Origin of the sequence: Mesorhizobium helmanticense, from assembly GCF_003034915.1 — a bacterium.
Classification (GTDB): domain Bacteria; phylum Pseudomonadota; class Alphaproteobacteria; order Rhizobiales; family Rhizobiaceae; genus Mesorhizobium; species Mesorhizobium helmanticense.
On record NZ_PZJX01000024.1, the window covers coordinates 68,202 to 90,774 of the forward strand.

The 22,573-nt window shown below is 64.3% G+C and carries 17 protein-coding genes; 13 read left to right on the forward strand and 4 right to left on the reverse strand.

Features of this window, described 5'->3' with window-relative positions:
* Window positions 1–17: 17 nt before the first annotated feature.
* Together coaA and C9427_RS10080 are read left to right on the forward strand one after the other, a co-directional pair.
* Complete coding sequence (gene coaA, locus C9427_RS10075; protein ID WP_107649027.1) at window positions 18–977, forward strand: type I pantothenate kinase; 960 nt, start codon at window positions 18–20, stop codon at window positions 975–977.
* Window positions 978–1,050: 73 nt separating this feature from the next.
* A complete protein-coding gene (locus tag C9427_RS10080; RefSeq protein WP_107649028.1) occupies window positions 1,051–1,497 on the forward strand; it encodes a GtrA family protein in 447 nt (148 codons plus the stop codon).
* Window positions 1,498–1,594: 97 nt separating this feature from the next.
* Here C9427_RS10080 and C9427_RS10085 read toward each other — a convergent pair whose 3' ends face one another.
* The 4 genes from C9427_RS10085 to C9427_RS10100 all read right to left on the reverse strand — a co-directional run bounded on the left by C9427_RS10085 (window position 1,595) and on the right by C9427_RS10100 (window position 5,051).
* Window positions 1,595–2,212, reverse strand: a complete 618-nt coding sequence (locus C9427_RS10085) for an alpha-ketoglutarate-dependent dioxygenase AlkB family protein (RefSeq protein WP_107649029.1) — start codon at window positions 2,210–2,212, stop codon at window positions 1,595–1,597.
* Between the two features lie 103 nt (window positions 2,213–2,315).
* On the reverse strand, window positions 2,316–2,789 hold the full coding sequence (gene lysM, locus C9427_RS10090) for a peptidoglycan-binding protein LysM (RefSeq protein WP_107649030.1): 474 nt from the start codon (window positions 2,787–2,789) through the stop codon (window positions 2,316–2,318).
* Between the two features lie 107 nt (window positions 2,790–2,896).
* Window positions 2,897–3,331 carry an alternative ribosome rescue aminoacyl-tRNA hydrolase ArfB gene (arfB, locus tag C9427_RS10095; protein ID WP_107649031.1) on the reverse strand — a complete coding sequence of 145 codons (435 nt, stop codon included), beginning with the start codon at window positions 3,329–3,331 and terminating at the stop codon, window positions 2,897–2,899.
* Between the two features lie 109 nt (window positions 3,332–3,440).
* Complete coding sequence (locus C9427_RS10100; RefSeq protein ID WP_107649032.1) at window positions 3,441–5,051, reverse strand: phosphoenolpyruvate carboxykinase; 1,611 nt, start codon at window positions 5,049–5,051, stop codon at window positions 3,441–3,443.
* A 320-nt stretch (window positions 5,052–5,371) separates the two neighbouring features.
* Here C9427_RS10100 and C9427_RS10105 point away from each other — a divergent pair, with 320 nt between their 5' ends.
* From C9427_RS10105 to addA, 11 genes are all read left to right on the forward strand, one after another.
* The gene (locus C9427_RS10105) at window positions 5,372–6,073 is read left to right on the forward strand and encodes a response regulator transcription factor (RefSeq protein ID WP_081609615.1); all 702 of its coding nucleotides are present in this window, start codon (window positions 5,372–5,374) and stop codon (window positions 6,071–6,073) included.
* Between the two features lie 85 nt (window positions 6,074–6,158).
* A complete protein-coding gene (locus tag C9427_RS10110; RefSeq protein ID WP_107649033.1) occupies window positions 6,159–7,943 on the forward strand; it encodes a sensor histidine kinase in 1,785 nt (594 codons plus the stop codon).
* A 61-nt stretch (window positions 7,944–8,004) separates the two neighbouring features.
* Window positions 8,005–8,466: an HPr kinase/phosphorylase gene (locus tag C9427_RS10115; protein ID WP_107649034.1), complete on the forward strand. Its 462-nt coding sequence runs from the start codon at window positions 8,005–8,007 to the stop codon at window positions 8,464–8,466.
* A 164-nt stretch (window positions 8,467–8,630) separates the two neighbouring features.
* Window positions 8,631–9,032 carry a PTS sugar transporter subunit IIA gene (locus tag C9427_RS10125; protein WP_006325638.1) on the forward strand — a complete coding sequence of 134 codons (402 nt, stop codon included), beginning with the start codon at window positions 8,631–8,633 and terminating at the stop codon, window positions 9,030–9,032.
* The gene (locus C9427_RS10130) at window positions 9,029–9,325 is read left to right on the forward strand and encodes an HPr family phosphocarrier protein (protein WP_107649036.1); all 297 of its coding nucleotides are present in this window, start codon (window positions 9,029–9,031) and stop codon (window positions 9,323–9,325) included. Before C9427_RS10125 ends, C9427_RS10130 begins: the two co-directional genes overlap by 4 nt.
* Window positions 9,326–9,474: 149 nt before the next feature.
* Window positions 9,475–10,875 carry an adenosylhomocysteinase gene (gene ahcY, locus C9427_RS10135; RefSeq protein ID WP_107649037.1) on the forward strand — a complete coding sequence of 467 codons (1,401 nt, stop codon included), beginning with the start codon at window positions 9,475–9,477 and terminating at the stop codon, window positions 10,873–10,875.
* Between the two features lie 188 nt (window positions 10,876–11,063).
* Window positions 11,064–13,622 (forward strand): sensor histidine kinase, encoded by a 2,559-nt coding sequence (locus C9427_RS10140; protein ID WP_107649038.1) that lies wholly within the window; start codon window positions 11,064–11,066, stop codon window positions 13,620–13,622.
* 8 nt (window positions 13,623–13,630) lie between these two features.
* A complete protein-coding gene (gene tsaE / locus C9427_RS10145; protein WP_107649039.1) occupies window positions 13,631–15,142 on the forward strand; it encodes a tRNA (adenosine(37)-N6)-threonylcarbamoyltransferase complex ATPase subunit type 1 TsaE in 1,512 nt (503 codons plus the stop codon).
* 20 nt (window positions 15,143–15,162) lie between these two features.
* Complete coding sequence (locus tag C9427_RS10150) at window positions 15,163–15,888, forward strand: nucleotidyltransferase family protein (RefSeq protein WP_167434315.1); 726 nt, start codon at window positions 15,163–15,165, stop codon at window positions 15,886–15,888.
* Window positions 15,885–19,007 carry a double-strand break repair protein AddB gene (gene addB / locus C9427_RS10155; protein ID WP_107649041.1) on the forward strand — a complete coding sequence of 1,041 codons (3,123 nt, stop codon included), beginning with the start codon at window positions 15,885–15,887 and terminating at the stop codon, window positions 19,005–19,007. Before C9427_RS10150 ends, addB begins: the two co-directional genes overlap by 4 nt.
* Window positions 19,004–22,516, forward strand: coding sequence for a double-strand break repair helicase AddA (gene addA, locus C9427_RS10160; protein ID WP_107649042.1), 3,513 nt, complete (start codon window positions 19,004–19,006; stop codon window positions 22,514–22,516). Before addB ends, addA begins: the two co-directional genes overlap by 4 nt.
* The last annotated feature ends 57 nt before the right edge of the window (window positions 22,517–22,573 follow it).

A 22,573-nucleotide genomic window follows, 5' to 3' on the forward strand; every position in this document is an offset into this window, starting at 1 on the left:
GGAGGGCAGGAGACTCGATGGACCAGCTCGCTCCCACCGAGAAGTATTCGCCCTATCGTTTCTTCTCGGCCGAGCAATGGTCGCAGTTCCGCGCCGACACGCCGCTGACGCTCAGCGAAGATGAAATCAACCGCCTGCGCTCGCTCAACGACCCGGTTGACCTCCAGGAGGTCAAGCGCATCTATCTTTCGCTGTCGCGGCTCTTGTCGGCGCATGTCGAGGCCAGCCAGCTGCTGTTCAGGCAACGGCAGGCCTTCTTCAACGCGCAGGATATCGTCAAGACGCCCTTCATCATCGGCATTGCCGGCTCCGTCGCTGTCGGCAAATCGACCACGGCGCGCGTGCTCAAGGAATTGCTGGCGCGCTGGCCCTCGAGCCCCAAGGTCGATCTGGTCACCACCGACGGCTTCCTTTTGCCGAACGAAATCCTGCGCCGCGACAATCTGATGGAACGCAAGGGCTTTCCCGACAGCTATGATGTTGGCGCGCTGCTGCGGTTCCTGTCGGGGATAAAGTCGGCGCAGCGCAATGTCCGCGCGCCCGTCTATTCGCATCTGACCTACGACGTCATTCCCGGCGAGTTCCAGATCATCGACCGGCCGGACATATTGATCTTCGAGGGCATCAACGTCCTGCAGCCGGGCAAATTGCCGAAGGACGGCAAGATCGTGCCGTTCCTGTCGGATTTCTTCGACTTCGCCATCTATATCGATGCCGAAGAGGAGCTGATCCATCAGTGGTACATCGCCCGCTTCATGCGGCTGCGCGAGACGGCCTTCCGCAACCCGGATTCCTTCTTCCACCGCTATTCGCAGCTTTCGCAAGGGGCGGCCCGCGCCATCGCCGAAGGCCTGTGGGCCAACATCAACCTGAAGAATTTGCGCGAGAACATCCTGCCGACCAGGGCCCGCGCCGATCTCATCCTGCGCAAGGGCGCCAACCACTTGGTCGAGGAAGTGGCGCTGAGGAAGCTGTAGCGGCGTCGGTTAACGGCGCCTTAGCCTATCCTGACTAGCGTCTGGCAGATTCCAGTGGGACCGGGAGCGGTCTATGATCGATATGCCTGCAACGCGCCTGCCTGACATTTCCCCGTCGCGAACCACATTTGCGCCGCGACGGTTGCTGAAATTCGCTTCGGTCGGACTTGCGGCCACGGTCGTCTACGCGATTTGCGCCAGCGCCTTCGCCAGTGCCGGGTCAGGATATCTGTCACCGGCTTTGGCCTCGCTCGCCGCCTACGCGGTCGCGGCGATCTTCTCCTATCTCGGCCACAAGTTCTTCACCTTCATGTCGGCCGGTTCGCATCGCTTCGAGGCGCCGCGTTTCGCAGTACTGACCGGCTGCGGCCTTGCCGTCGCCTACCTCCTGCCGGCGCTTCTCGTTGGGCAATTCGGCCTGCCCGTCTCGGTTCCGATCCTGCTCACCTGCATTCTCATTCCGGTGGTCAACTTCGTCGTTCTCGACCGCTGGATCTTTTCCGGCCGTTCCGACGGCTAGAGCCTGTTCCATCCCGATTGAATCGGGATGGGGCTCTATCTCTTTGTTTGAGCATGATCTTTTCCGAAAACCGGATTCCACTTTTCGGGATCATGCTCTAACCAGGCGCCGTCACGCGCCGCAGCGTCAGATTGATCCGCCCGCCATTCCTGAGCAATGCCGAGGTCGACGGATAGATGCGGTCGACGCCGTGAAAGCTGAGGCGGCCTTCACCGCCAAGCACGACGACATCGCCGCTCTTCAGCCTGAACGATTTCGTGCCGCCTTCGCGCGTGTTCTGGCCAACCCGAAACAGGCAATCGTCGCCGAGCGAGACGGAGACGACCGGCGCCGAGAAATCGGTCTCGTCGCGGTCCTGGTGAAGACCCATCTTGGCGTCCTGCGCGTAGAAATTGACCAGGCAGGCCTCGGGTGGATGCGGATAGGCGGAGACCTCGCGCCACAGTTCCAGCAGCGCCTCGGGGATTGGCGGCCAGGGCGCTCCGGTCACCGGGTGCGTCGGCTGGTAGCGATAGCCGCGCTCCTTGTCGGTGACCCAGCCGAGCGGGCCGCAATTGGTCATGCGCACGCTCATCTCCTTGCCGGTGCGCGGCATCGCCGGCACGAACAGAGGCGCCTCCTGCACGACCCGTCTCACCTCCTCGACCAGCGCTTCCTGCGCGGCGCGCGACAGGTAGCCGGGCATATGGCGTACGCCTTTGGGCAAAACGAGCATCAGCCTGGGCGCTTCATCAGCTTCATCTGGCGGACAATGCCACCAACAAACCAAAACGGCGACCCAAAAGCCGCCGTTCTTGAGTTGCGACCCACTTTCGGTCCTAGTCGAGATCGGGTATCCGCAGGACCTGCCCCGGATAGATCTTGTCCGGATGGGTCAGCATCGGCTTGTTGGCCTCGAAGATGATGTTGTTCTTCGCGCCCTTGCCCTTGCCGTAGCTCTTTTCGGCGATCTTCCAGAGGTTGTCGCCTTTCTTGACCGTATAAAAGGTCGGCTCCTTGGCCGGCGTTGCGGGCGCGCCGGCTTCCGGCGTGGCAACCTGCAGTTCGTCGGCCTGCACCTTGGACACGCCGAGCGTGTTGCCGACGGCTATGACCGCCTTTTCGAAGATCGACTGGTCCTTGACCACGCCCTTCAGCACGGCCGTGTCGCCCTTGACGACGACTTCCACATTGTCGGTGCCGAGATCGTGCGAATCGAGTTCCTTCTTGAGCGTATCGGCGGTCGGCTCAGCCTCATCGCCGCCGAAGCCGAGCTTCTTGCCGACGCCCTTGACGAAATCAAACATGCCCATCTGTAGTCTCCCTTGCTGTGGCCGACATCGAACTTGCCATTTGCAACCTTGAATTGGAAGTTGTTTCGACCGCGCAATCGACCTCGCTGAAACCTGCTTTGTGCATCCTAATCGTCGGCGATACGACCGCGCAGTTTTTTCACCGTCGACCGTCCGGCTTTCGTCTTGAGGCGGCGCTCGACCGCGCCTTTCGACGGCTTCGTCTTCTTGCGCGGCGGCGGCGGCGGTTCGGCGGCCTTGGCCACAAGCGCCGTCAGCCTCGACCGTGCATCGGCCCGGTTCTGCTCCTGCGTGCGAAAACGCCCGGCCTCGATGACGATGACGCCGTCCTTGGTAGCGCGCTGGCCGGCAAGCTTTATGGTCCGCGCGCGCACGCGCTCCGACAGGCCCGGCGCATTGGCCGCATCGAAGCGCAACTGCACCGCCGTCGCTACCTTGTTGACGTTCTGGCCGCCCGGGCCGGACGAGCGAATGAAGTCCTCGTGCAGGTCACCTGGATGGATCACCGCATCGTCGGCAATGATGATCTTGTCGTCGTTCATGCCGCAGTCATGGCGCGACGAATGAAAAAAGAAAAGGCCCGATCCCCGGGTCGGACCTTCCCGATCCCGCGCCGGGCCTTTGCGATGCTTTCAGCCTGCCCGAAGAGCTTTACTCGGCGGCTTCCTGCAGGCGCGGCGCCGCTCCCAGCACCGTGGCGTCGACATGGATCTCGAATTTCTCGAAATTGACGGCGAACATGCCCACCAGCCTGGCCGCCTGCCGGTCATAGGCCGATCTATCGGTCCAGGTCGATCTCGGATCGAGGATGGCGGAATCGACGCCGGCGACCGCCACCGGTACTTCGAAACCGAAATTGGCGTCGGTGCGGAAATCGGCCGTCTTCAGCGAGCCGTTGAGGGCCGCGGCAAGCAGCGCCCGCGTTGCCTTGATCGGCATCCGCTTGCCAGTGCCGTAGGCGCCGCCGGTCCAGCCGGTGTTGACCAGCCAGCAGTCGACGTCGTGGCGGGCGATCAGCTCGCGCAGCAGATTGCCGTATTCCGATGGATGGCGCGGCATGAACGGTGCGCCGAAACAGGTCGAAAACGTCGCTTCGGGTTCGGTCACGCCCTTTTCGGTTCCGGCCACCTTGGCGGTATAGCCGGAGAGGAAATGATACATCGCCTGCGCCGGCGTCAGCCGCGCGATCGGCGGCATCACGCCGAAGGCGTCGGCGGTCAGCATGATGATGTTCTTCGGGTGGTTGGCGCGCCCCGTCCTGCTGGCATTGGCGATGAAGTCGAGCGGGTAGGCGCAGCGTGTATTCTCGGTCAGCCTGCCGTCGTCGAAATCCGGCACGCGGGCCGCGTCGAGCACGACATTCTCAAGCACGGTGCCGAAGCGCCGGGTGGTGGCGAAGATTTCCGGCTCCGCCTCCGCCGAAAGCTTTATCGTCTTGGCATAGCAGCCGCCTTCGAAATTGAAGATGCCGTGCGGACCCCAGCCGTGCTCGTCGTCGCCGATCAGCACACGCGAGGGGTCGGCCGACAGCGTCGTCTTGCCGGTTCCCGACAGGCCGAAGAAAACGGCTGCGTTGCCGTCGGCGCCTTCATTGGCCGAGCAATGCATCGGCATCACGCCTTTCGCCGGCAACAGATAGTTGAGCACGGTGAACACCGACTTCTTCATTTCGCCGGCATAGGAGGTGCCGCCAATCAGCACGATCATGCGCGAGAGGTCGACGGCGATCACCGTTTCGGTACGGGTGCCGTGGCGGGCCGGGTCGGCGCGGAACGACGGCAGGTCGATGATCGTCATGTCGGGCACGAAATGCTCGAGCGCGGCGGTCTCCGGGCGGATCAAAAGGTTGCGGATGAACAGCGAGTGCCAGGCAAGCTCCGTGATAACCCTGGTCGGCAGTTTCAGATCCTCGTCGGCGCCGCCGACCAGATCCTGCACATAAAGGTCCTTGTCCGCCGCATGCGCACGGAAATCGGCAAGCAGCGTGTCGAACTGGGCCGGCGAAAGCGCCTTGTTGTTGTCCCACCACACATGCGGCTCGGTGGCGCCGTCGCGCACGATGAATTTGTCCTTGGGCGAGCGGCCGGTGTGCTGCCCGGTCTCGGCGACGAGCGCGCCATGCGCGGTGAGCCGGGCCTCGCCACGGCGGATTGCTTCCTCATAAAGCGCGGGCGCCTCGAAATTGTAGCGCACCACGCCTGCGGTCCTCAGGCCGATCCGATCGATCGCGTATGCGGAATTGCGTTTGCCGGCTTCCGACATCAAGTGTTCCTTCTTCGATTTTGCCGCATCCTGACCGGCGAATTTCCGGCACCCAAAACGGTCAGAACCAGAAAAACCGAATGATATCAAATCATTAATCGATTTAAAAAATTTGAAAGTTGTTTAAATCGTTTATATGTGCAAAAAGTCAGGCGGTTGCCCAAAGGATTGGCGACCCTTGTTCGTCCAATCCATATCGAGGTGCGCCTGTGGCCGCTGGTGACAGCGAACGAAGCCTATGCCACATTTTGTACCTAATTTGTCCTGCAAAAGCCCCTTCCTACCTAAAGAAGGGACAGCTCATGAGGGAGCCGCTTGAAATGGCAACAATCGCGCTTGTCGACGACGACCGCAATATTCTGACGTCGGTGTCGATCGCCCTTGAGTCGGAGGGATATCGCGTCGAGACCTATACGGATGGGGCGTCGGCGCTGGAAGGCCTGGCGGCGCGTCCGCCGAATCTTGCCATCCTCGACATCAAGATGCCACGCATGGACGGCATGGAACTCTTGCGCCGGATGCGTCAGAAATCCGACCTGCCGGTGATCTTCCTGACCTCCAAGGACGACGAGATCGACGAGCTTTTCGGCCTCAAGATGGGCGCCGACGACTTCATCCGCAAACCCTTCTCGCAACGTCTTCTGGTCGAGCGGGTCCGCGCCGTGCTGCGCCGGGCCAGCGCCCGCGAGGCGGCGGCCAAGACGCCCAACCAGCAGGCCCGCTCGCTCGAGCGCGGCCAGCTTGTCATGGACCAGGAGCGCCATACCTGCACCTGGAAAGGTGAGCCGGTGACTCTCACCGTCACCGAATTCCTGATCCTGCATTCGCTGGCCCAGCGTCCCGGCGTGGTAAAAAGCCGTGATGCGCTGATGGATTCGGCCTATGATGAGCAGGTCTATGTCGACGACCGCACCATCGACAGCCACATCAAGCGGCTGCGCAAGAAGTTCAAGGCCGTCGATGACGACTTCGAGATGATCGAAACCCTTTACGGAGTCGGATACCGGTTCCGCGAAGCGTGAGTTGATGCATGTCGCCCAAAAGTGGTCCCGGTTTTGGGACAACGACATGCATCAAAAGTGAAGACTAGGCGGGAGCTGCTATTCGATGGCAGTGGACGTAGAGCGGATTAGAAGGGCGGGCGCTGCCAGGCGCCCGTCGCGGATTCTGCCAGCATTCCTGTCGAAAATCACAGTGCCGATGCGCCGGTTCCTCGGCCACCATATTTTTTCCAGCTTGACGCGGCGCATCCTCTTTCTCAACCTCGCCGGCCTGGCCGTGCTGGTCACCGGCATTCTCTACCTCAATACCTTCCGCGACGGGCTGATCGATGCCCGGGTCGAGAGCCTGATGACGCAGGGCGAGATCATCGCCGGCGCGATCGCCGCCTCGGCCACGGTCGAGACCGATTCGATCAGCATCGACCCGGAAAAGCTGCTCGAACTGCAAGCCGGCGAAAGCCTTGGCCCGGGCTCCGACCAGCTCGACAATCTGGATTTTCCGATCAATCCGGAGCGCGTCGCACCCGTGCTCAGGCGGCTGATCTCGCCGACGCGCACGCGTGCCCGCATCTACGACCGCGATGCCAATCTGTTGCTCGATTCGCGCCATCTCTATTCGCGTGGCCAGATCCTTCGCTACGACCTGCCGCCGGTCGAGGAGGAAGAGCCCGACCTTGTCGAGCGCATCCAGAAATTCGTCTTCGACTTCTTCCGCAACACCGCATTGCCGGTCTACCACGAGCAGCCGGGCGGTAATGGCGCGGCTTTTCCGGAGGTGGTCAAGGCGCTCACCGGCAGCCCGTCGACCATTGTGCGGATTTCCGAACAGGGCGAGCAGATCGTTTCGGTCGCCGTGCCGATCCAGCGCTTCCGCGCCGTGCTTGGCGTGCTGATGCTGTCGACCGAGGGCGGCGACATCGACAAGATCGTCGCGGCCGAGCGCAAGGCGATCCTGCGCGTCTTCGGCATTGCGGCGCTGGTTACCGCCATCCTGTCGATGCTTTTGGCCTCGACCATCGCCAACCCGCTGCGCCGGCTGTCGGCGGCGGCGGTCAGGGTGCGGCGCGGCGTCAAGAACCGCGAGGAAATCCCCGACTTCTCCGACCGCCAGGACGAGATCGGCAATCTGTCGATCGCCGTGCGCGACATGACCAACGCGCTCTATGCCCGCATCGAGGCGATCGAAAGCTTCGCGGCCGACGTTTCGCATGAGCTGAAGAACCCGCTCACCTCACTGCGCAGCGCGGTGGAAACCTTGCCGCTGGCCAAGAACGACAATTCGCGCGGCCGGCTGATGGAGATCATCCAGCATGATGTGCGCCGCCTGGATCGTCTCATCACCGATATTTCCGATGCCTCCCGCCTTGACGCCGAGCTCGCGCGGGAAGATGCGGGAACGGTCGATCTCAAGAAATTCATCACCGACCTCGTCGCCGTCTCGCGCGAAACCACGCGCAACAAGAAGTCCGTCGAGATCGAGCTCAAGGTCGCCAAGCTGCCGCAGGGCGTCAAGGGCTACTTCGTCACCGGCCATGATCTGCGGATCGGCCAGGTCATCACCAATCTGATCGAGAATGCCCGCTCCTTCGTTCCCGAGGAACGCGGCCACATCGCCATTTCGCTGGAGCGCGCCGGCAAGGTCAACATCGTCACCATCGACGACAATGGTCCCGGCATCCGGGCCGACAATATCGAGCGCATCTTCGAGCGCTTCTACACAGACCGGCCGGCCGGCGAGGCGTTCGGCCAGAATTCAGGCCTTGGCCTGTCGATCAGCCGCCAGATCGTCGAAGCTCATGGCGGCACGCTGACCGCCGAGAACATCCCGGGCACCAAGCCCGGCGAGATCAAGGGCGCGCGCTTCGTCGTCACGCTGCCGGCCGAAGGCTAAGCATGATCCCGAACCGAAGGTCCGCGCAGCGAAAAGTGGGAACCGGTTTTCGGACAAGGTCATGCCTGATGCCGTTGTGAACGCTGAAAACATTCACGGCACGGCGCTGTTGATCGGCGAGCGCGGCGTCCTCATCACCGGACCGTCCGGCGCCGGCAAGACAACGCTGGCGCTGACACTCCTGGATCATTGCCGCGCGCGCGGGCTGTTTTCGCGGCTTATCGGCGACGACAGGCTGCTCGCCATGGCTCACGCCGGGCGGCTGGTCTGTCGCGTGCCGGCGGCCATCTCCGGTCTCGCCGAAGTGCCTGGCTTCATGCCGCGCCCGCTGCCGTTCGAACCGGGTGGTGTGATCGACCTGCATGTCCGGCTGGTGCCGAAGGCGGAAATGGCCCGTTTCCAGGAGGAAATCAGCGAGCCGGTGGCAGGCTGCCCGGTGCCGCGCATCGACCTTGCCGAGCGCAATGTCCCAGCGGCCTTGCCGGCGGTGATGGCGCGGCTCTCCATCGCGCCTTTTTTATGATCCGGTTTCAATTTTTTGCTGCAATGCGTCAAAATGGCTCGGGCTGGCGCAATTTTGGGCTTGTCAACGCGCCTCGCGTCGACAAGATAGCGCTCCCGCCGCCTGGAATGGCCGGCGAACATAAAATGCGCCTGTGAAGCGGCGATGACGGGAGCCACCAACGCATGATCGGACTCGTGCTTGTAACGCACGGTCAACTGGCCGCCGAGTTCCGCCATGCCGTGGAACATGTCGTCGGGCCACAAGACAATTTCGAGACCGTCGCGATCGGCGCCGAAGACGATATGGAGCAGCGCCGCCGCGACATTGTCGATGCCGTTGCCCGCGTCGACACGGGAGCGGGCGTCATCGTTTTGACCGATATGTTCGGCGGCACGCCGTCCAATCTTGCCATTTCGGTGATGGAGTCCGGCCGTACCGAGGTCATTGCCGGCATGAACCTGCCGATGCTGATCAAGCTATCCAGCATCCGCAAGGGCGACAACATGACCGCCGCGCTCGATGAGGCGCAGGCCGCAGGCCGCAAATATATCAATGTCGCCAGTCAGCTCCTGAGCAGCAAATGAACGCGCTGTCGTCGGAAAAGGATGAGATCGTCCGCGATTTTCCGATCGTCAACCAGCGCGGACTGCATGCCCGTGCCTCGGCGAAATTCGTTCAGGTTGCCAGCGGCTTCAATGCTGCGGTCCATGTCGAGAAGGACGGGGTCAAGGTCGGCGGCACCTCGATCATGGGTCTTATGATGCTGGCCGCGAGCCCCGGTTTCTCGATCCGCGTCACCGCCAGTGGTCCGCAGGCCGCCGAGGTGATCGACGCGCTGGAGCAATTGGTCGCATCCCGCTTCGGCGAGGAAGCCTAACATCCCCCAGAAGACATGCACGGATAAAGATTTCTTTATATCCCATTGTCGTGCGACCGGCGATCTGCTAGTCAGGCCGGCACTTCGCGCCCGTCGACGCCTTCCGGCGCGGGCGCATCCGTAAAACAATTCTTGATCGGAGCACTGCCATGACGGGTAGCAAGGACTATGTGGTCGCCGACATTTCGCTTGCCGGCTGGGGCCGCAAGGAAATCGAGATCGCCGAAACCGAAATGCCGGGTCTGATGGCCTGCCGCGAGGAGTTCGGCAAGGCGAAGCCGCTCAAGGGCGCGCGCATCACCGGCTCGCTGCACATGACCATCCAGACGGCGGTGCTGATCGAAACGCTGAAGGCGCTCGGCGCCGATATCCGCTGGGCCTCCTGCAACATCTTTTCGACCCAGGACCACGCGGCCGCGGCCATTGCCGAGGCCGGCATTCCGGTCTTCGCCGTCAAGGGCGAGACGCTCGAGGACTATTGGGTCTACACCGACAAGATCTTCCAGTGGGCCGATGGCGGCACCTCCAACATGATCCTGGACGATGGCGGCGACGCCACCATGTACATCCTGATCGGCGCTCGTGCCGAGGCCGGCGAGGACGTGCTGTCCAACCCGGGCAGCGAGGAGGAAGAGATCCTGTTTGCGCAGATCAAGAAGCGCATGAAGGCCTCGCCCGGCTTCTTCACCAAGCAGAAGGAAGCGATCCGCGGCGTCACCGAAGAGACGACGACCGGCGTCAACCGGCTCTACCAGTTGCAGAAGAAGGGCTTGCTGCCGTTCCCGGCCATCAACGTCAACGATTCCGTGACCAAGTCGAAATTCGACAACAAATATGGCTGCAAGGAATCGCTGGTCGACGGCATTCGCCGCGGCACCGACACGATGATGGCCGGCAAGGTTGCAGTCGTCTGCGGCTATGGCGACGTCGGCAAGGGCTCCTCGGCGTCGCTGAAGGGCGCCGGCGCCCGCGTCAAGGTCACCGAAGTCGATCCGATCTGCGCATTGCAGGCGGCGATGGACGGTTTCGAAGTCGTCACGCTTGAAGATGCGGCTCCGACCGCCGACATCGTCATCACCACAACCGGCAACAAGGACGTCGTCACCCTCGACCACATGCGGTCGTTCAAGGACATGGCAATCGTCGGCAATATCGGCCACTTCGACAATGAGATCCAGGTGGCGTCGCTGCGCAATCTGAAGTGGACCAACATCAAGCCGCAGGTCGACCTGATCACCTTCCCTGACGGCAAGCGGATGATCCTTCTGTCGGAAGGCCGGCTGCTCAATCTCGGCAACGCCACTGGCCATCCGAGCTTCGTCATGTCGGCGTCCTTCACCAACCAGGTGCTGGCGCAGATCGAGCTCTACACGAAGCCCGGCCAGTACGAGAACCAGGTCTATGTCCTGCCCAAGCATCTCGATGAAAAGGTCGCGCGCCTGCATCTCGACAAGCTCGGCGCCCGCCTCACCGAACTGTCGGGTGAACAGGCCGCCTATATCGGCGTGACCCCGCAGGGGCCGTTCAAGCCGGAACACTACCGCTATTAACCGCCACGCAATTTACCACCAGATATTGACGCCGGGCGATTGACTTTTCGCCCGGCTTATTTTTTGCGCTGATTGATTCTTCACGCCGATTCTCGCAAGCGCTATGGTGCTGATTCGCGGTCCGGGGATGAGGGCCGACGCACACGATCAGGCCGGTCTTGCATTCAGGCGGCGAAGAGGACCAGGACATGCCGGGGGATTACCCGCCTTGCGCGGGACAGGCCGTTTCCGGCGGCCGTAACGATTCGGGTATCACGGGCTCCGCTGCCGAGGGCGGCGGGCTATGGCGCGCTGGCATCCGCGTCGCGAAATTGCTTTCTTCCTCCGCGCTTGCCGGGTCGTTACTCGGTTTCGCGGCGCATGCTGAAACCGCTGGCGTGGGCAAGGCCGTGCTGCCGGTCAGCACGGTCGAAGTCATACAGCTCGCCGTGTTCGTCGGCGTCATGGGCGCCGCGCTGCTTTCGGCCATCGTTCTGATCCGCCAGCGGGCACGCACCTCGGCGGAGAACCTCGAACTGAGGTCCCGCATCGCCGATGTCAACGCGGCGCTGCAGCGTTCCGAGGCATTGCTCAACACGCGCGACCAGCGTGTGATCGTATGGACCTCGGAAAACAAGAAGCCTGAAATCATCGGCACATTGCCGCTCGAGAGCGGCGCCCCGGAAGACCGGGCCGCTTTCCTTGCCTTCGGCCGCTGGCTGATGCCGCGCTCGGCGGCGGCGCTCGAACATGCCGTGGCCGCCTTGCGCGAAAAGGCCAAGCCCTTCGATCTCGTCATCGAATCCCTGGTCGGCGCGCCGCTTCAGGTGCATGGGCGCAAGAGCGCGGCACATGTGCTTGTGCGCTTCGTCTCGCTCTCGGAAACGCAGCGCAGCGAGGCCAGGCTGAAGATCGAGAACCAGCGTCTCGCCGCTGACTACGACACCATGTTAGGTCTTCTCGACGCGCTCAACATGCCGTCATGGCTGCGCACCACCGACGGCCGGCTGAAATGGGTCAACCGGGCCTATGCCGAGGCCGTCGAGGCGCAGAGCGCCGAGGTCGCCGTCCGCGATGCCAAGGAATTCCTGGGCGGCCAGGCGCGCGATGCGATCGCCGCGCAGCACAAGTCGCGTCCCGTCTTCGAACAGACGCTTTCCACCGTCATCGAAGGCGACCGGCGCGTGTTCGCCGTGACCGACTTCGCCGGCGCTGGCGGTTCGGCGGGTCTTGCCTGCGACACCAGCGCCATCGAAGCGATCCGCGGCGAATATGAACGGACCGTGCGGAGCCACGCCGACACCCTCGACCAGCTCAACACCGCCGTGGCGATCTTCGACACCGACGAAAAGTTGCGGTTCTTCAACCAGGCGTTCCAGAAGCTATGGGGTCTCGACAGCGGCTTCCTGCACAGCGCCCCCGATAACGCCTTGTTCCTCGACCGGCTGCGCAGCGAAGGCAAGATCGCCGAGCAGCCCGAATGGCGGCGCTGGAAGGAGAGCCTGCTCGCTGCCTATCGGGCGGTCGAGTCGCAGGAGCATTGGTGGCATCTGCCGGACGGCAAGACCATCCGCGTCGTCGCCAATCCGCAGCCCAAGGGCGGCGTCACCTGGGTGTTCGAGAACCTGACCGAAAAGATGGACCTCGAAAGCCGTTACCAGACCGCGGTGCGGGTTCAGGGCGAGACGCTCGACAACCTTGCCGAAGGCGTGGCTGTCTTCGGTCCGGACGGCAGGCTCAGACTGTCCAACCCGGCATTCGCAGCGCTTTGGCGACTGGACGCCGACACCGCCAAGCCAAACGTCCACGTCTCCATGATCCGCGATCTCTGCGATCAACGCGCCGCGGACAGTCCCTGGGGCGGGTTCCTCGCCGCCATTACCGGCTTCGACGACGAGCGCCGCGACCGCCATGGCCAGACCGAGCTGAACGACGGCACCGTGCTGCGCTATGCGATGATCCCGCTGCCCAACGGACAGGTGATGATGACATTCGTCGACGTCACCGACAGCGTCAATGTCGAGCGGGCGCTGAAGGACAAGAACGAGGCGCTGGAGAAATCCGACCAGCTCAAGAACGAGTTCGTGCAGCACGTTTCCTATGAACTGCGCTCGCCGCTGACCAACATCATCGGCTTCACCGAGCTTCTTTCATTGCCGTCGACCGGGCCGTTGAGCCAGAAGCAACGCGAATATGTCGAGCATGTCAGCTCGTCGTCCTCGGTGCTCCTCACCATCGTCAACGACATCCTCGATCTGGCGACGGTGGACGCCGGCATCATGCAGCTCGATATCTCCGAAGTTCATATTGACCGGACCATCGCCGCCGCCGCCGAACTGGTCGCCGACCGGCTGGACGAGCATTCGATCAAGCTCAAGATCGACGCCGCCGCCGCGCCAAAAACCTTCCATGGCGACGAGATCCGCATACGCCAGATCCTCTACAATCTGTTGAGCAACGCCGCCAATTACGCGCCGGAGGCAAGCACCATCACGCTCGCCTGCCGCCAGCTTGCAGAAGGCGTGGAATTCTCCGTTCATGACGATGGGCCCGGCATGCCGCCGGACCTGCTCGATTCGGTATTCCGCCGTTTCGAACCGCGCACCAATGGCGGCCGCCGCCGCGGCGCCGGCCTCGGCCTGTCGATCGTCAAGAGTTTTGTCGAACTGCATGGCGGCAGCGTCCGTATCGAGACCGGCAAGGACAAGGGCACTACCGTCATCTGTGCCTTTCCCGACACGCCGGGCATCCGCGCCGCGGCCGAGTAGCGCGCTCGATGGCGGGATTGGTACTGGAGCGATTTCTCGCCGACGAGGCCGCGACCGCAAGGCTCGGCGAGGATCTGGCCATGTCGTTGCGCCCCGGCGACGTGCTGGCGCTGAAGGGCGATCTCGGTGCCGGCAAGTCGAGTTTGGCGCGGGCGCTGATCAGGGCGATGGCCGACGATTCCCGTCTCGATGTGCCGAGCCCGACCTTCACGCTCGTCCAGAGCTATGAGGCGCGCGTTCCCGTCCATCATTTCGACCTCTATCGACTGTCGGCGGCGTCCGAGCTCGACGAACTGGGCTTCGACGAGGCTTTGGCGCAAGGCGCTGCGTTGGTCGAGTGGCCGGAACGGGCAGCGGACTATTTGCCAAGGACTTCGGTGCTGATCGAACTGGTCCATCACGGCGACGGCCGGCTGGCCAGACTGTCGGGGCAGGGCGCCGCCTTCGAGCGCGCCGCGCGATCGCTTGCCATGCGCGATTTTCTGGGAAGAGCCGGCTGGGGGGACGCGCAACGGCGATATTTCATCGGCGACGCCTCGGCCCGCTCCTATGAGATCGTCTCGCTGCCCGGACTGCCGCCGCGTGTCCTGATGAACTCGCCCAGGCTGGTGCTCGGGCCGCCGGTGCGTGACGGCAAACCCTACGCCGTGATCGCCCACACCGCGCAGTCGGTCACGGCCTTCGTCGCCATCGACCGGGCTCTGCGGGCCGGCGGCGTCAGCGCCCCGGAGATCCACGCCGAGGATCTGGACCAGGGTCTCTTGCTGCTTGAGCATCTCGGCGCCGAGGGGTTCCTTGACAGCGATGGCCAGCCGGTCGCCGAGCGCTATGCGGCGGCGGCCGAACTGTTGGCCATGATGCATGGCAAGGCCTGGCCCGATCGCATGGAGGCCGCGCCCGGCGTCTTCCACGACGTGCCGCCCTTCGACCGTGACGCCATGATGATCGAGGCCGATCTCCTGGTCGATTGGTATGTGCCTATGCTGACCGGCGGCCCGGCCAGCGCCGCCTTGCGTGCCGGCTACCACAGGGAATGGAACGCCATCCTCGACCGGCTGAAAGGCCGGGAATACACGCTGATGCTGCGCGATTTCCATTCGCCCAATATCATCTGGCGCGGCGACCGCTCCGGTCACGACCGCCTTGGCATCGTCGACATCCAGGACGCACTGATCGGCCCGTCCGCCTATGACGTCGCCTCGCTGGCGATGGATGCCCGCGTCACAGTATCGCCCGACATCGAGCGGCGGATGCTCGATGCCTATATCGCGGCGCGCCACACGGCCGGCGGCTTTGACGAAGAGGCATTCGTCGAGACCTATGCAATCATGGCGGCGCAGCGCAATTCGAAGATCCTCGGCATTTTCGTCCGGCTCGAAAAGCGCGACGGCAAACCCTACTATCTCAAGCACTTGCCGCGCATTCGCGACTATCTCAGGCGGGCGCTGGCGCATACGGCGCTGGCCGGCCTGCGGGATTTCTACGTCGCGCACGGCCTGCTGGAGGAACGGCCGCTGTGACGGCGCACCTCAAAACCGCGATGGTGCTTGCCGCCGGGCTTGGCAAGCGCATGCGGCCGATCACCGATACGATGCCGAAACCGCTGGTAAAGATATCAGGCAAGACATTGCTCGACTGGGGGCTCGACAGCCTGGCCGAGGCAGGCGTCACCAAGGCCGTGGTCAATGTCCACTATTTCCCCGAACAGATCGTCTCGCATGTCGCCGGGCGCGCCGCTCCAAAAGTGGTCATATCGGATGAAAGCGAAAGGCTGCTGGATTCCGCCGGCGGCATCGTCCATGCCTTGCCGGAACTGGGAAAGGCGCCTTTCTACATCGTCAACGCCGACACTTTCTGGATCGACGCCGGCGCATCCAATCTCGCGCGCCTTGCCCTTGCATGGGATGCGGCGAAAATGGATATTCTGCTGATGCTCGCGGATATCAAGTCAGCGACCGGACATAGCGGCGGCACCGATTTCCTGATCGCGCCGGACGGCGCCCTGCGGCGTTCGAAGGGCGATGCAGCGGGCCTGATCTATGCAGGCGCTGCCATTATCCATCCGCGCCTCTTCAGGGATGCGCCGGCCGGGCCGCACTCGCTCAACGCCTACTTCGATAGCGCCATTGCTGCCGGCCGCCTGTTCGGCATGACCATGCGCGGCCATTGGATCACCGTTGGCACGCCCGATGCCATTCCGTTGGCCGAAGCGGCGGTCGCCGGCGCGCTTGCCAATCCGGCCAGCGCTCTTAACGGGTTGAAATGAGCGGCTCCCGCCGCGTCCTCTCGATCCCCCCCGGAGCGCCGTTCCTGCCGACGCTGGCCGAGGCCTTGCTGTCAGGCCGGCTCATTGCGGGCTTCCGCTTCGACGGCGATCCGCTGGCGCTGGCCGATGTCACCATCTACGTGCCGACCCGCCGCGCCGCGCGCGCGCTGCGCGGCGTCTTCGTCGACGTGCTCGGCCGCCGATCGGCGATCCTGCCGGTGATCCGCCCGCTCGGCGAGTTCGATGAGGACGAAGCCGCATTCGAGGCCGAAGCGGCGGCCGCTCTCGATCTGGCGCCGCCGATCGCCTCGATCGAGCGCCTGCTGCTGCTGGCGCCGCTGGTGCGCGCCTGGAAACGCCGCCTGCCGGCGCATGTCGCGGCTCTTTTCGACGAGGAAATCGTCGTGCCGGCCTCCGCCGCCGATGCCATCTGGCTGGCGCGCGATCTGGCCCGGCTGATGGACGAGATCGAGACGGAGGGCACTGACTGGTCAAGGCTTGCCGATCTGGTGACCGGCAATCTGGCTGGCTGGTGGCAAGTGACGCTCGATTTCCTCGGCATCGTCACTGACAATTGGCCGAACATCCTGGAAGAGCGCAATCGCTCCAACCCCGCCGCGCATCGCAATGCACTGATCAGGCTGGAAGCGGCGCGGCTGAAGCGCAATCCGCCGTCCGGGCCGGTGATCGCCGCCGGCTCCACCGGATCGATCCCGGCCACGGCCGAACTGCTCGCCGTGATCGCCGGCCTGCCCGGCGGCGCCGTCGTGCTGCCCGGCCTCGACACGACGCTGGACGAGCCGTCCTTCCAGGCGATTGCCGCACCTGGCGCCCGCCCGGCTCTGCTTGGCCACCCGCAATATGGCCTGGCCAAGCTGATCGGCAAGATCGGCGTGCTGCGCGGCGATGTCGAGGTGATCGCAATTGCCGAAAGGCCGTTGGCGCTACGCGCGGCCCTTGTCGGCGAGGCACTGCGGCCGGCGGAAACCACCGAATTGTGGGCCGAGACGCGGCTCGGCTTTACATCAGGCGAGATCGCCGAGGCCTTCGCCGATGTGACGCTTCTCGAAGCCGCCAGCGAACGTGACGAGGCCGTGGCGATCGCCGTCGCGCTCAAACGCGCCGTCGAAGAGCCCGGCCGTCGCGCCGCGCTCGTCACCGGCGACCGCGCCCTGGCGCGGCGCGTTGCGGCCGAACTCTTGCGCTTCGGCGTCGTCGCCGACGATTCCGGCGGCACGCCACTCGCCAACACGCTGGCTGCCGGTCTGCTCAGGCTGGCGCTTCAGGCCGCTTTCCGCCCCGGCGATCCGGTTTCACTGCTGTCGCTGCTCAAGCACCCGCTGCTTGGCCTTGGCCTGGAAAGAACGGAAGTCCGCCATGCCGCGGAGATCGTCGAACTGGTGGCGCTGCGCGGCGGCACCGGACGTCCCGATATCGCGTCGCTGCCGGAACTCTTCGAAGCTCGCCTTGTCGGCTTGAGTGGCGACAAGCGCCAGCCCTTCTGGTTCTCACGCCTGACCGAGCGCCGCATCGAGCGCGCCCGCGAATTGCCCGTCCGCCTTGCCACCGCGCTGGCGCCGCTGGTCGCTCTTCGCGGCGAGGGCGACGCCGATCTTGCCGCGTTGAGCAGAGCAAGCGTCATCGTGCTCGAAAATCTCGGCCGTGCCGCGGATGGCAGTCTGAGCGGCCTTTATGCCGGCGACGCCGGCGAAAAGCTCGCCGAGCTGTTGCGCGGGCTGGTCGCCGCCTCGGTGCCGTTCTCCTTCGCCGCGGACGAATGGCCTGATGTGATGGAGGCGCTGATCGCGCCCGAAACGGTCAAGCCGGCGCAAGGCACCGACCGGAACATCGCCATCTGGGGTGCGCTGGAAGCCCGCTTGCAGAGCGTCGACACGCTGGTCATTGGCGGCTTGAACGAAGGCGTGTGGCCGCGCAAGCCGGAGAGCGACCGCTTCATGTCGCGGCTGATGAAGAGCGGTATCGATCTCGAGCCGCCCGAACGACGCATCGGCCTTGCCGCTCATGATTTCCAGATGGCGATGGGCGCGAAGAAGGTGGTGCTGGCGCGCTCCGCCCGCTCCGGCGATGCGCCGGCGGTGCCATCGCGCTGGCTGCAGCGCATCCTCACCTTCATAGGCAAGGACCATGCGACGGTGCTTAGCCGACGCGGCGATGAATTGCTGGCCTGGGCGCGCGCGCTCGATGCTGGCGAGAAGCAGGATTTTGCGCCGCGACCGCAGCCGAAGCCGCCGCTGGCTGTCAGGCCAACTCATTTTTCAGTCACCGAGATCGAAACGCTGCGCCGCGACCCCTACGCGATCTATGCCAGGAGGATCCTCGGCCTGATGCCGCTCGATCCGGTCATCCGCGATCCGGGCGCCGCCGAACGCGGCACGCTGTTCCACGCCATCCTGCATCTTTTCTCGGCTGATGTGGCCGACCCGCGCGCGCCGGAGGCGCTGGCCGGCCTTATCGCTGCCGGCCGCGCCTGCTTCGCCGAGGCGGCCCTCCCGGCCGATGTCGAAGCGGTATGGTGGCCGCGCTTCGAAAAGCTTGCCGGCGGCATCGTCGAATGGGAGCGCGGCCGCGCCGATGCCGTGGTCCGGCGGCATGCCGAGGAGCGCGCCCAGAAAACCGGCGTCGGCCAATCCGGCGTGACGCTGTCCGGCTATGCCGATCGCGTCGACCTGCTGGCCGGCGGCATGGCCGACATTCTCGACTACAAGACCGGCTCCTCGCCGTCCAAGGCGCAGGCGCACACACTGCTGTCGCCACAATTGGCGCTGGAGGGCGCGTTGCTGAGGCGCGGCGCCTTCAAGGGGCTGGGTGCGTGCGAGCCATCGCAACTGGCCTTCATCAGGCTGAAGCCGAATGGCGAGGTATTCGAGGAATCCATCCTCGAATACAACCGCAAGCCACGAACCGCCGCCGATCTCGCGGAGGAAGCCTGGGCGCGACTGGAAAAGCTGCTGATCCACTATGCCGACCCGGCGACCGGTTACCTCTCGCGCGCATTGCCGTTTCGCGAGGGCGAGACCGATGGGGACTACGACCATCTCGCCCGTGTGCTCGAATGGTCCGCCGGTGGTGATGCCGACGACGAGGGAGGGGAGGCGTGAAGAAAGCCTATCCGATCCCGACCGACACCGCCATCAGCCAGGCCAGGGCCTCCGACCCGCGGAATTCCGCCTGGGTGTCGGCCAATGCCGGATCGGGCAAGACCCATGTGCTGGCCCAGCGCGTCATCAGGCTTCTGCTTAGGGGTACCGATCCGTCGAAGATCCTGTGCCTGACCTACACGCGCGCCGCCGCCGCCAACATGTCGAACCGGGTGTTTTCGACACTCTCGGAATGGACGGCGCTTGGCGACGCGGAGCTTGCGGCGAGGATAGAGGCGCTGGACGGAAGGCGGCCCGACAGCGACACCATGCGCAGGGCGCGCCGGCTGTTCGCCGAGGCGCTGGAAACGCCGGGCGGGCTGAAGATCCAGACGATCCACGCCTTCTGCGAATCGGTGCTGCACCAATTCCCGCTGGAAGCCAACATTCCGGCCCATTTCGAAATGCTCGACAGCCAAATGGAGGCTTCGCTGTTCGCCACTGCGCGCCGCGACATGATCTCGGGCACGGCCGCGGGCGACGCCGGGCTGGCAGAGGCTTTCGCCGCCGTGCTCGAACGCGGCGGCGAGGCCGGGCTAGACGCATTGCTTGCCGAGATCGTGCGCAAGCGCGACGGGTTGCGCACCTTCATCAGCACGGCCGGCGGCGATGGCTTCCGGGCGCTGTTCGACGAGTTCCGGTTCCGCCCCGGTCAGACCGCCGAGGATATCGCGGCATCCGTCTGGCCGCTGCCGGGCTTCGTGCCGGACTATTTCGTCACCTTCACCCGCGCCGCCGAGGCTGCCGACGCCCGCATCGTGCTGAACAACATCCTGCCCTATGCCCGTCTTGCCTTTGCCGAAGATGATCCGATCCGGCGGCTGCAACTGTTGGGCAAGGCCTTCCTGCGGGCGGATGGCGCTCCTTATGAGCCGGCAAAGACATTCAAGAAGGCGCTGCTCGACCGGTTGCCGGATCTGCCGGAACGCTATCTGGCAGCGGTCGGCGCCGTCCTCGAAATCTCCGACCGGCTGGCCCTGTTCCGGATGCTGGAAGGCACAAGTGCGGCGCTGACCATCGCCGACTGGCTGATCGCCCGCTACGAGCAATTGAAGCGTGCCCGCGGTTTCCTCGACTTCAACGACCTCATCACCCGCACGGTCAATCTCCTGGCGCGGCCCGACGCCGGCCCTTGGGTGCAATACAAGCTTGATCAGGGCATCGACCACATCCTGCTTGACGAGGCACAGGACACCAGCCCCGACCAATGGGATGTGGTGAAGCGGCTGGCGGAAGAATTCTTTGCCGGGCAAGGCGCGCGCGACACGGTCCACCGCACCATCTTTGCCGTCGGCGACGAAAAACAGTCGATCTATTCCTTTCAGGGAGCGGCGCCCGACTCCTTCGCCGACTCAAGGCTGCTGTTTGCCGGCAAGGTGCGCGACGCCGATGCCGCCTTCGCCGATCTCAAGCTTACCTGGTCTTTCCGCTCGAGCGACGACGTTCTTGCCGCGGTCGACCGCGTCTTCGCCGATCCCGCCGTGCGGCGTGGCATCAGCCACGATCCCGATCCGCTGCGCCACCAGGCTATCCGCACCGACGCGCCGGGCTATGTCGAGGTCTGGCCGTCGATCGGCGCGGATGCCGTCGACGAGCCCGACGACTGGACGCAAGCCGTCGACCACGCCCATGCGCCGGCGGTGCGCGTCGCCGAAAACGTAGCAGTGACCATTGCCGGCTGGATCGGCGCCGATGAGATCATCGAAGGCCGCGGCAAGAAGCTCCGGCCCGGCGATGTGCTTGTGCTGGTGCGCAAGCGCGATCGCTTCGTCCATGCGCTGACGCGCGCGCTGAAGCGCCGCGACATCCCGGTCGCCGGCGCCGACCGGCTGAGCCTGCCTGGCCATATCGCGGTCAAGGATCTGATCGCGCTTGGCCATTTTCTCATCCAGCCGCAGGACGATCTGTCGCTTGCCGCCATGCTGCGCAGTCCGATCTTCGACGTTTCGGAAGAGATGCTTTTCAAGCTCGCGGGCGAGCGACTGCCCGGTCTCCCGTTGATCGCTTCGCTCAGAGAGCATGCCGGTGACGGGGCTGCCTTGGCCACCATCATTGCCCAACTCGACACATGGTCGAACGAGGCGGCGTTCAAGCCGGTGTTCGAATTCTATGCCGCCGTTCTCGCCCGCGACGGTCTGCGCAGGAAGATGATCGCACGGCTCGGGCCGGAAGCCGGCGACATTCTCGACGAGTTCCTGAACTTCTGCTTGGCTGAGGAGCGGACCGGCCTGCCGGGGCTGGAATCCTTCCTGTCGACGCTGGAGAATGCCGGTCCCGAGATCAAGCGGGAGATGGATCAGACCCGCGACGAGGTTCGTGTCATGACCGTGCATGCCGCCAAGGGCCTGGAGGCGCCAGTGGTGTTCCTGGTCGATGGCGGTTCGGCCCCCTTCAGCGACCAGCATCTGCCGCGACTGATGCCGTTCGATGGCTCGGGCGAACACTGGGACGGCAAGGGCTATCTCTGGCGCTCGGCCAGCGATGTCGCCAATGGCTTTTCGCGCGCCGCTTCGGTCCGTGCCCGCGAACTGGCCGATGACGAATACCGCCGGCTGCTCTATGTCGGCATGACCCGCGCCGAGGACCGGCTGATCGTCTGCGGCTACCATGGCAAGCGGGCGCCGCACACCGGCACCTGGCATTCTATCGTCAGCCGCGCGCTGGTCGGGGCGCCGGAAAGCACAGAGCGGCAGCACCCGGCCACCGGCGAGGCCGTGCATCGCTTCCACGTGACAAAATTGCCGCCGGTCGCGCAAGCAGCCGCCAAGGAGGCGCAACAGGCGCAGCAATTCGGCCCATTGCCGCAGACGCTGTTCCAGCCCTTGCCGCCCTACGAGGATCTGCCTAGGCCATTGTCGCCCTCCGGCGCCTCGGCTTTGATCGACGAGACGAAGGAAGCCGTGATCGACACCGGCTCGCGGGTGCTGGATGCTGAGGCGGAGCCGGGTTTTGCGGTGATGCGGGGATTGGCGTTGCACAAATTGCTGCAGATGCTGCCCGGCATCGCGGAAGCCGAGCGCCGGGATGCGGCGAAGCGCTATCTCGAACGCGCCGGCGCGCAATGGCCCGCTGCCGAGCGCGACAAGGCTCTGGCCTCGGTGACCGCCATCCTCACCGATGCCCGCTTCGGCGGATTGTTCTCGCCGTCCTCACGCGCCGAGGTCTCGGTCATGGGCAGCCTTGAGGTGAAGGGCAGGCTGCGCTCCATCTCAGGCAAGATCGACCGGCTGGCGGTCATGCCGGGCAAAGTGTCGATCGTCGACTACAAGACCAATCGGCCGGCGCCGGAGACGATTGCCGAAATCCCACCGGCCTATGTGCTCCAACTTGCGCTTTATCGCGCCTTGCTGCAGCCGCTTTACCCCGGACGTGAGGTCGCTGCCGCGCTGCTGTTCACCGAGGCGCCGCGGCTGATTGAGCTGCCGACCGCGCTCATGGATGATGCCCTTGCCCGACTCACGGCAGCGTGACACAACACCTGCTTGAACAAAGACGTGATCACCACCACATTTGGTACGACGAAAAAA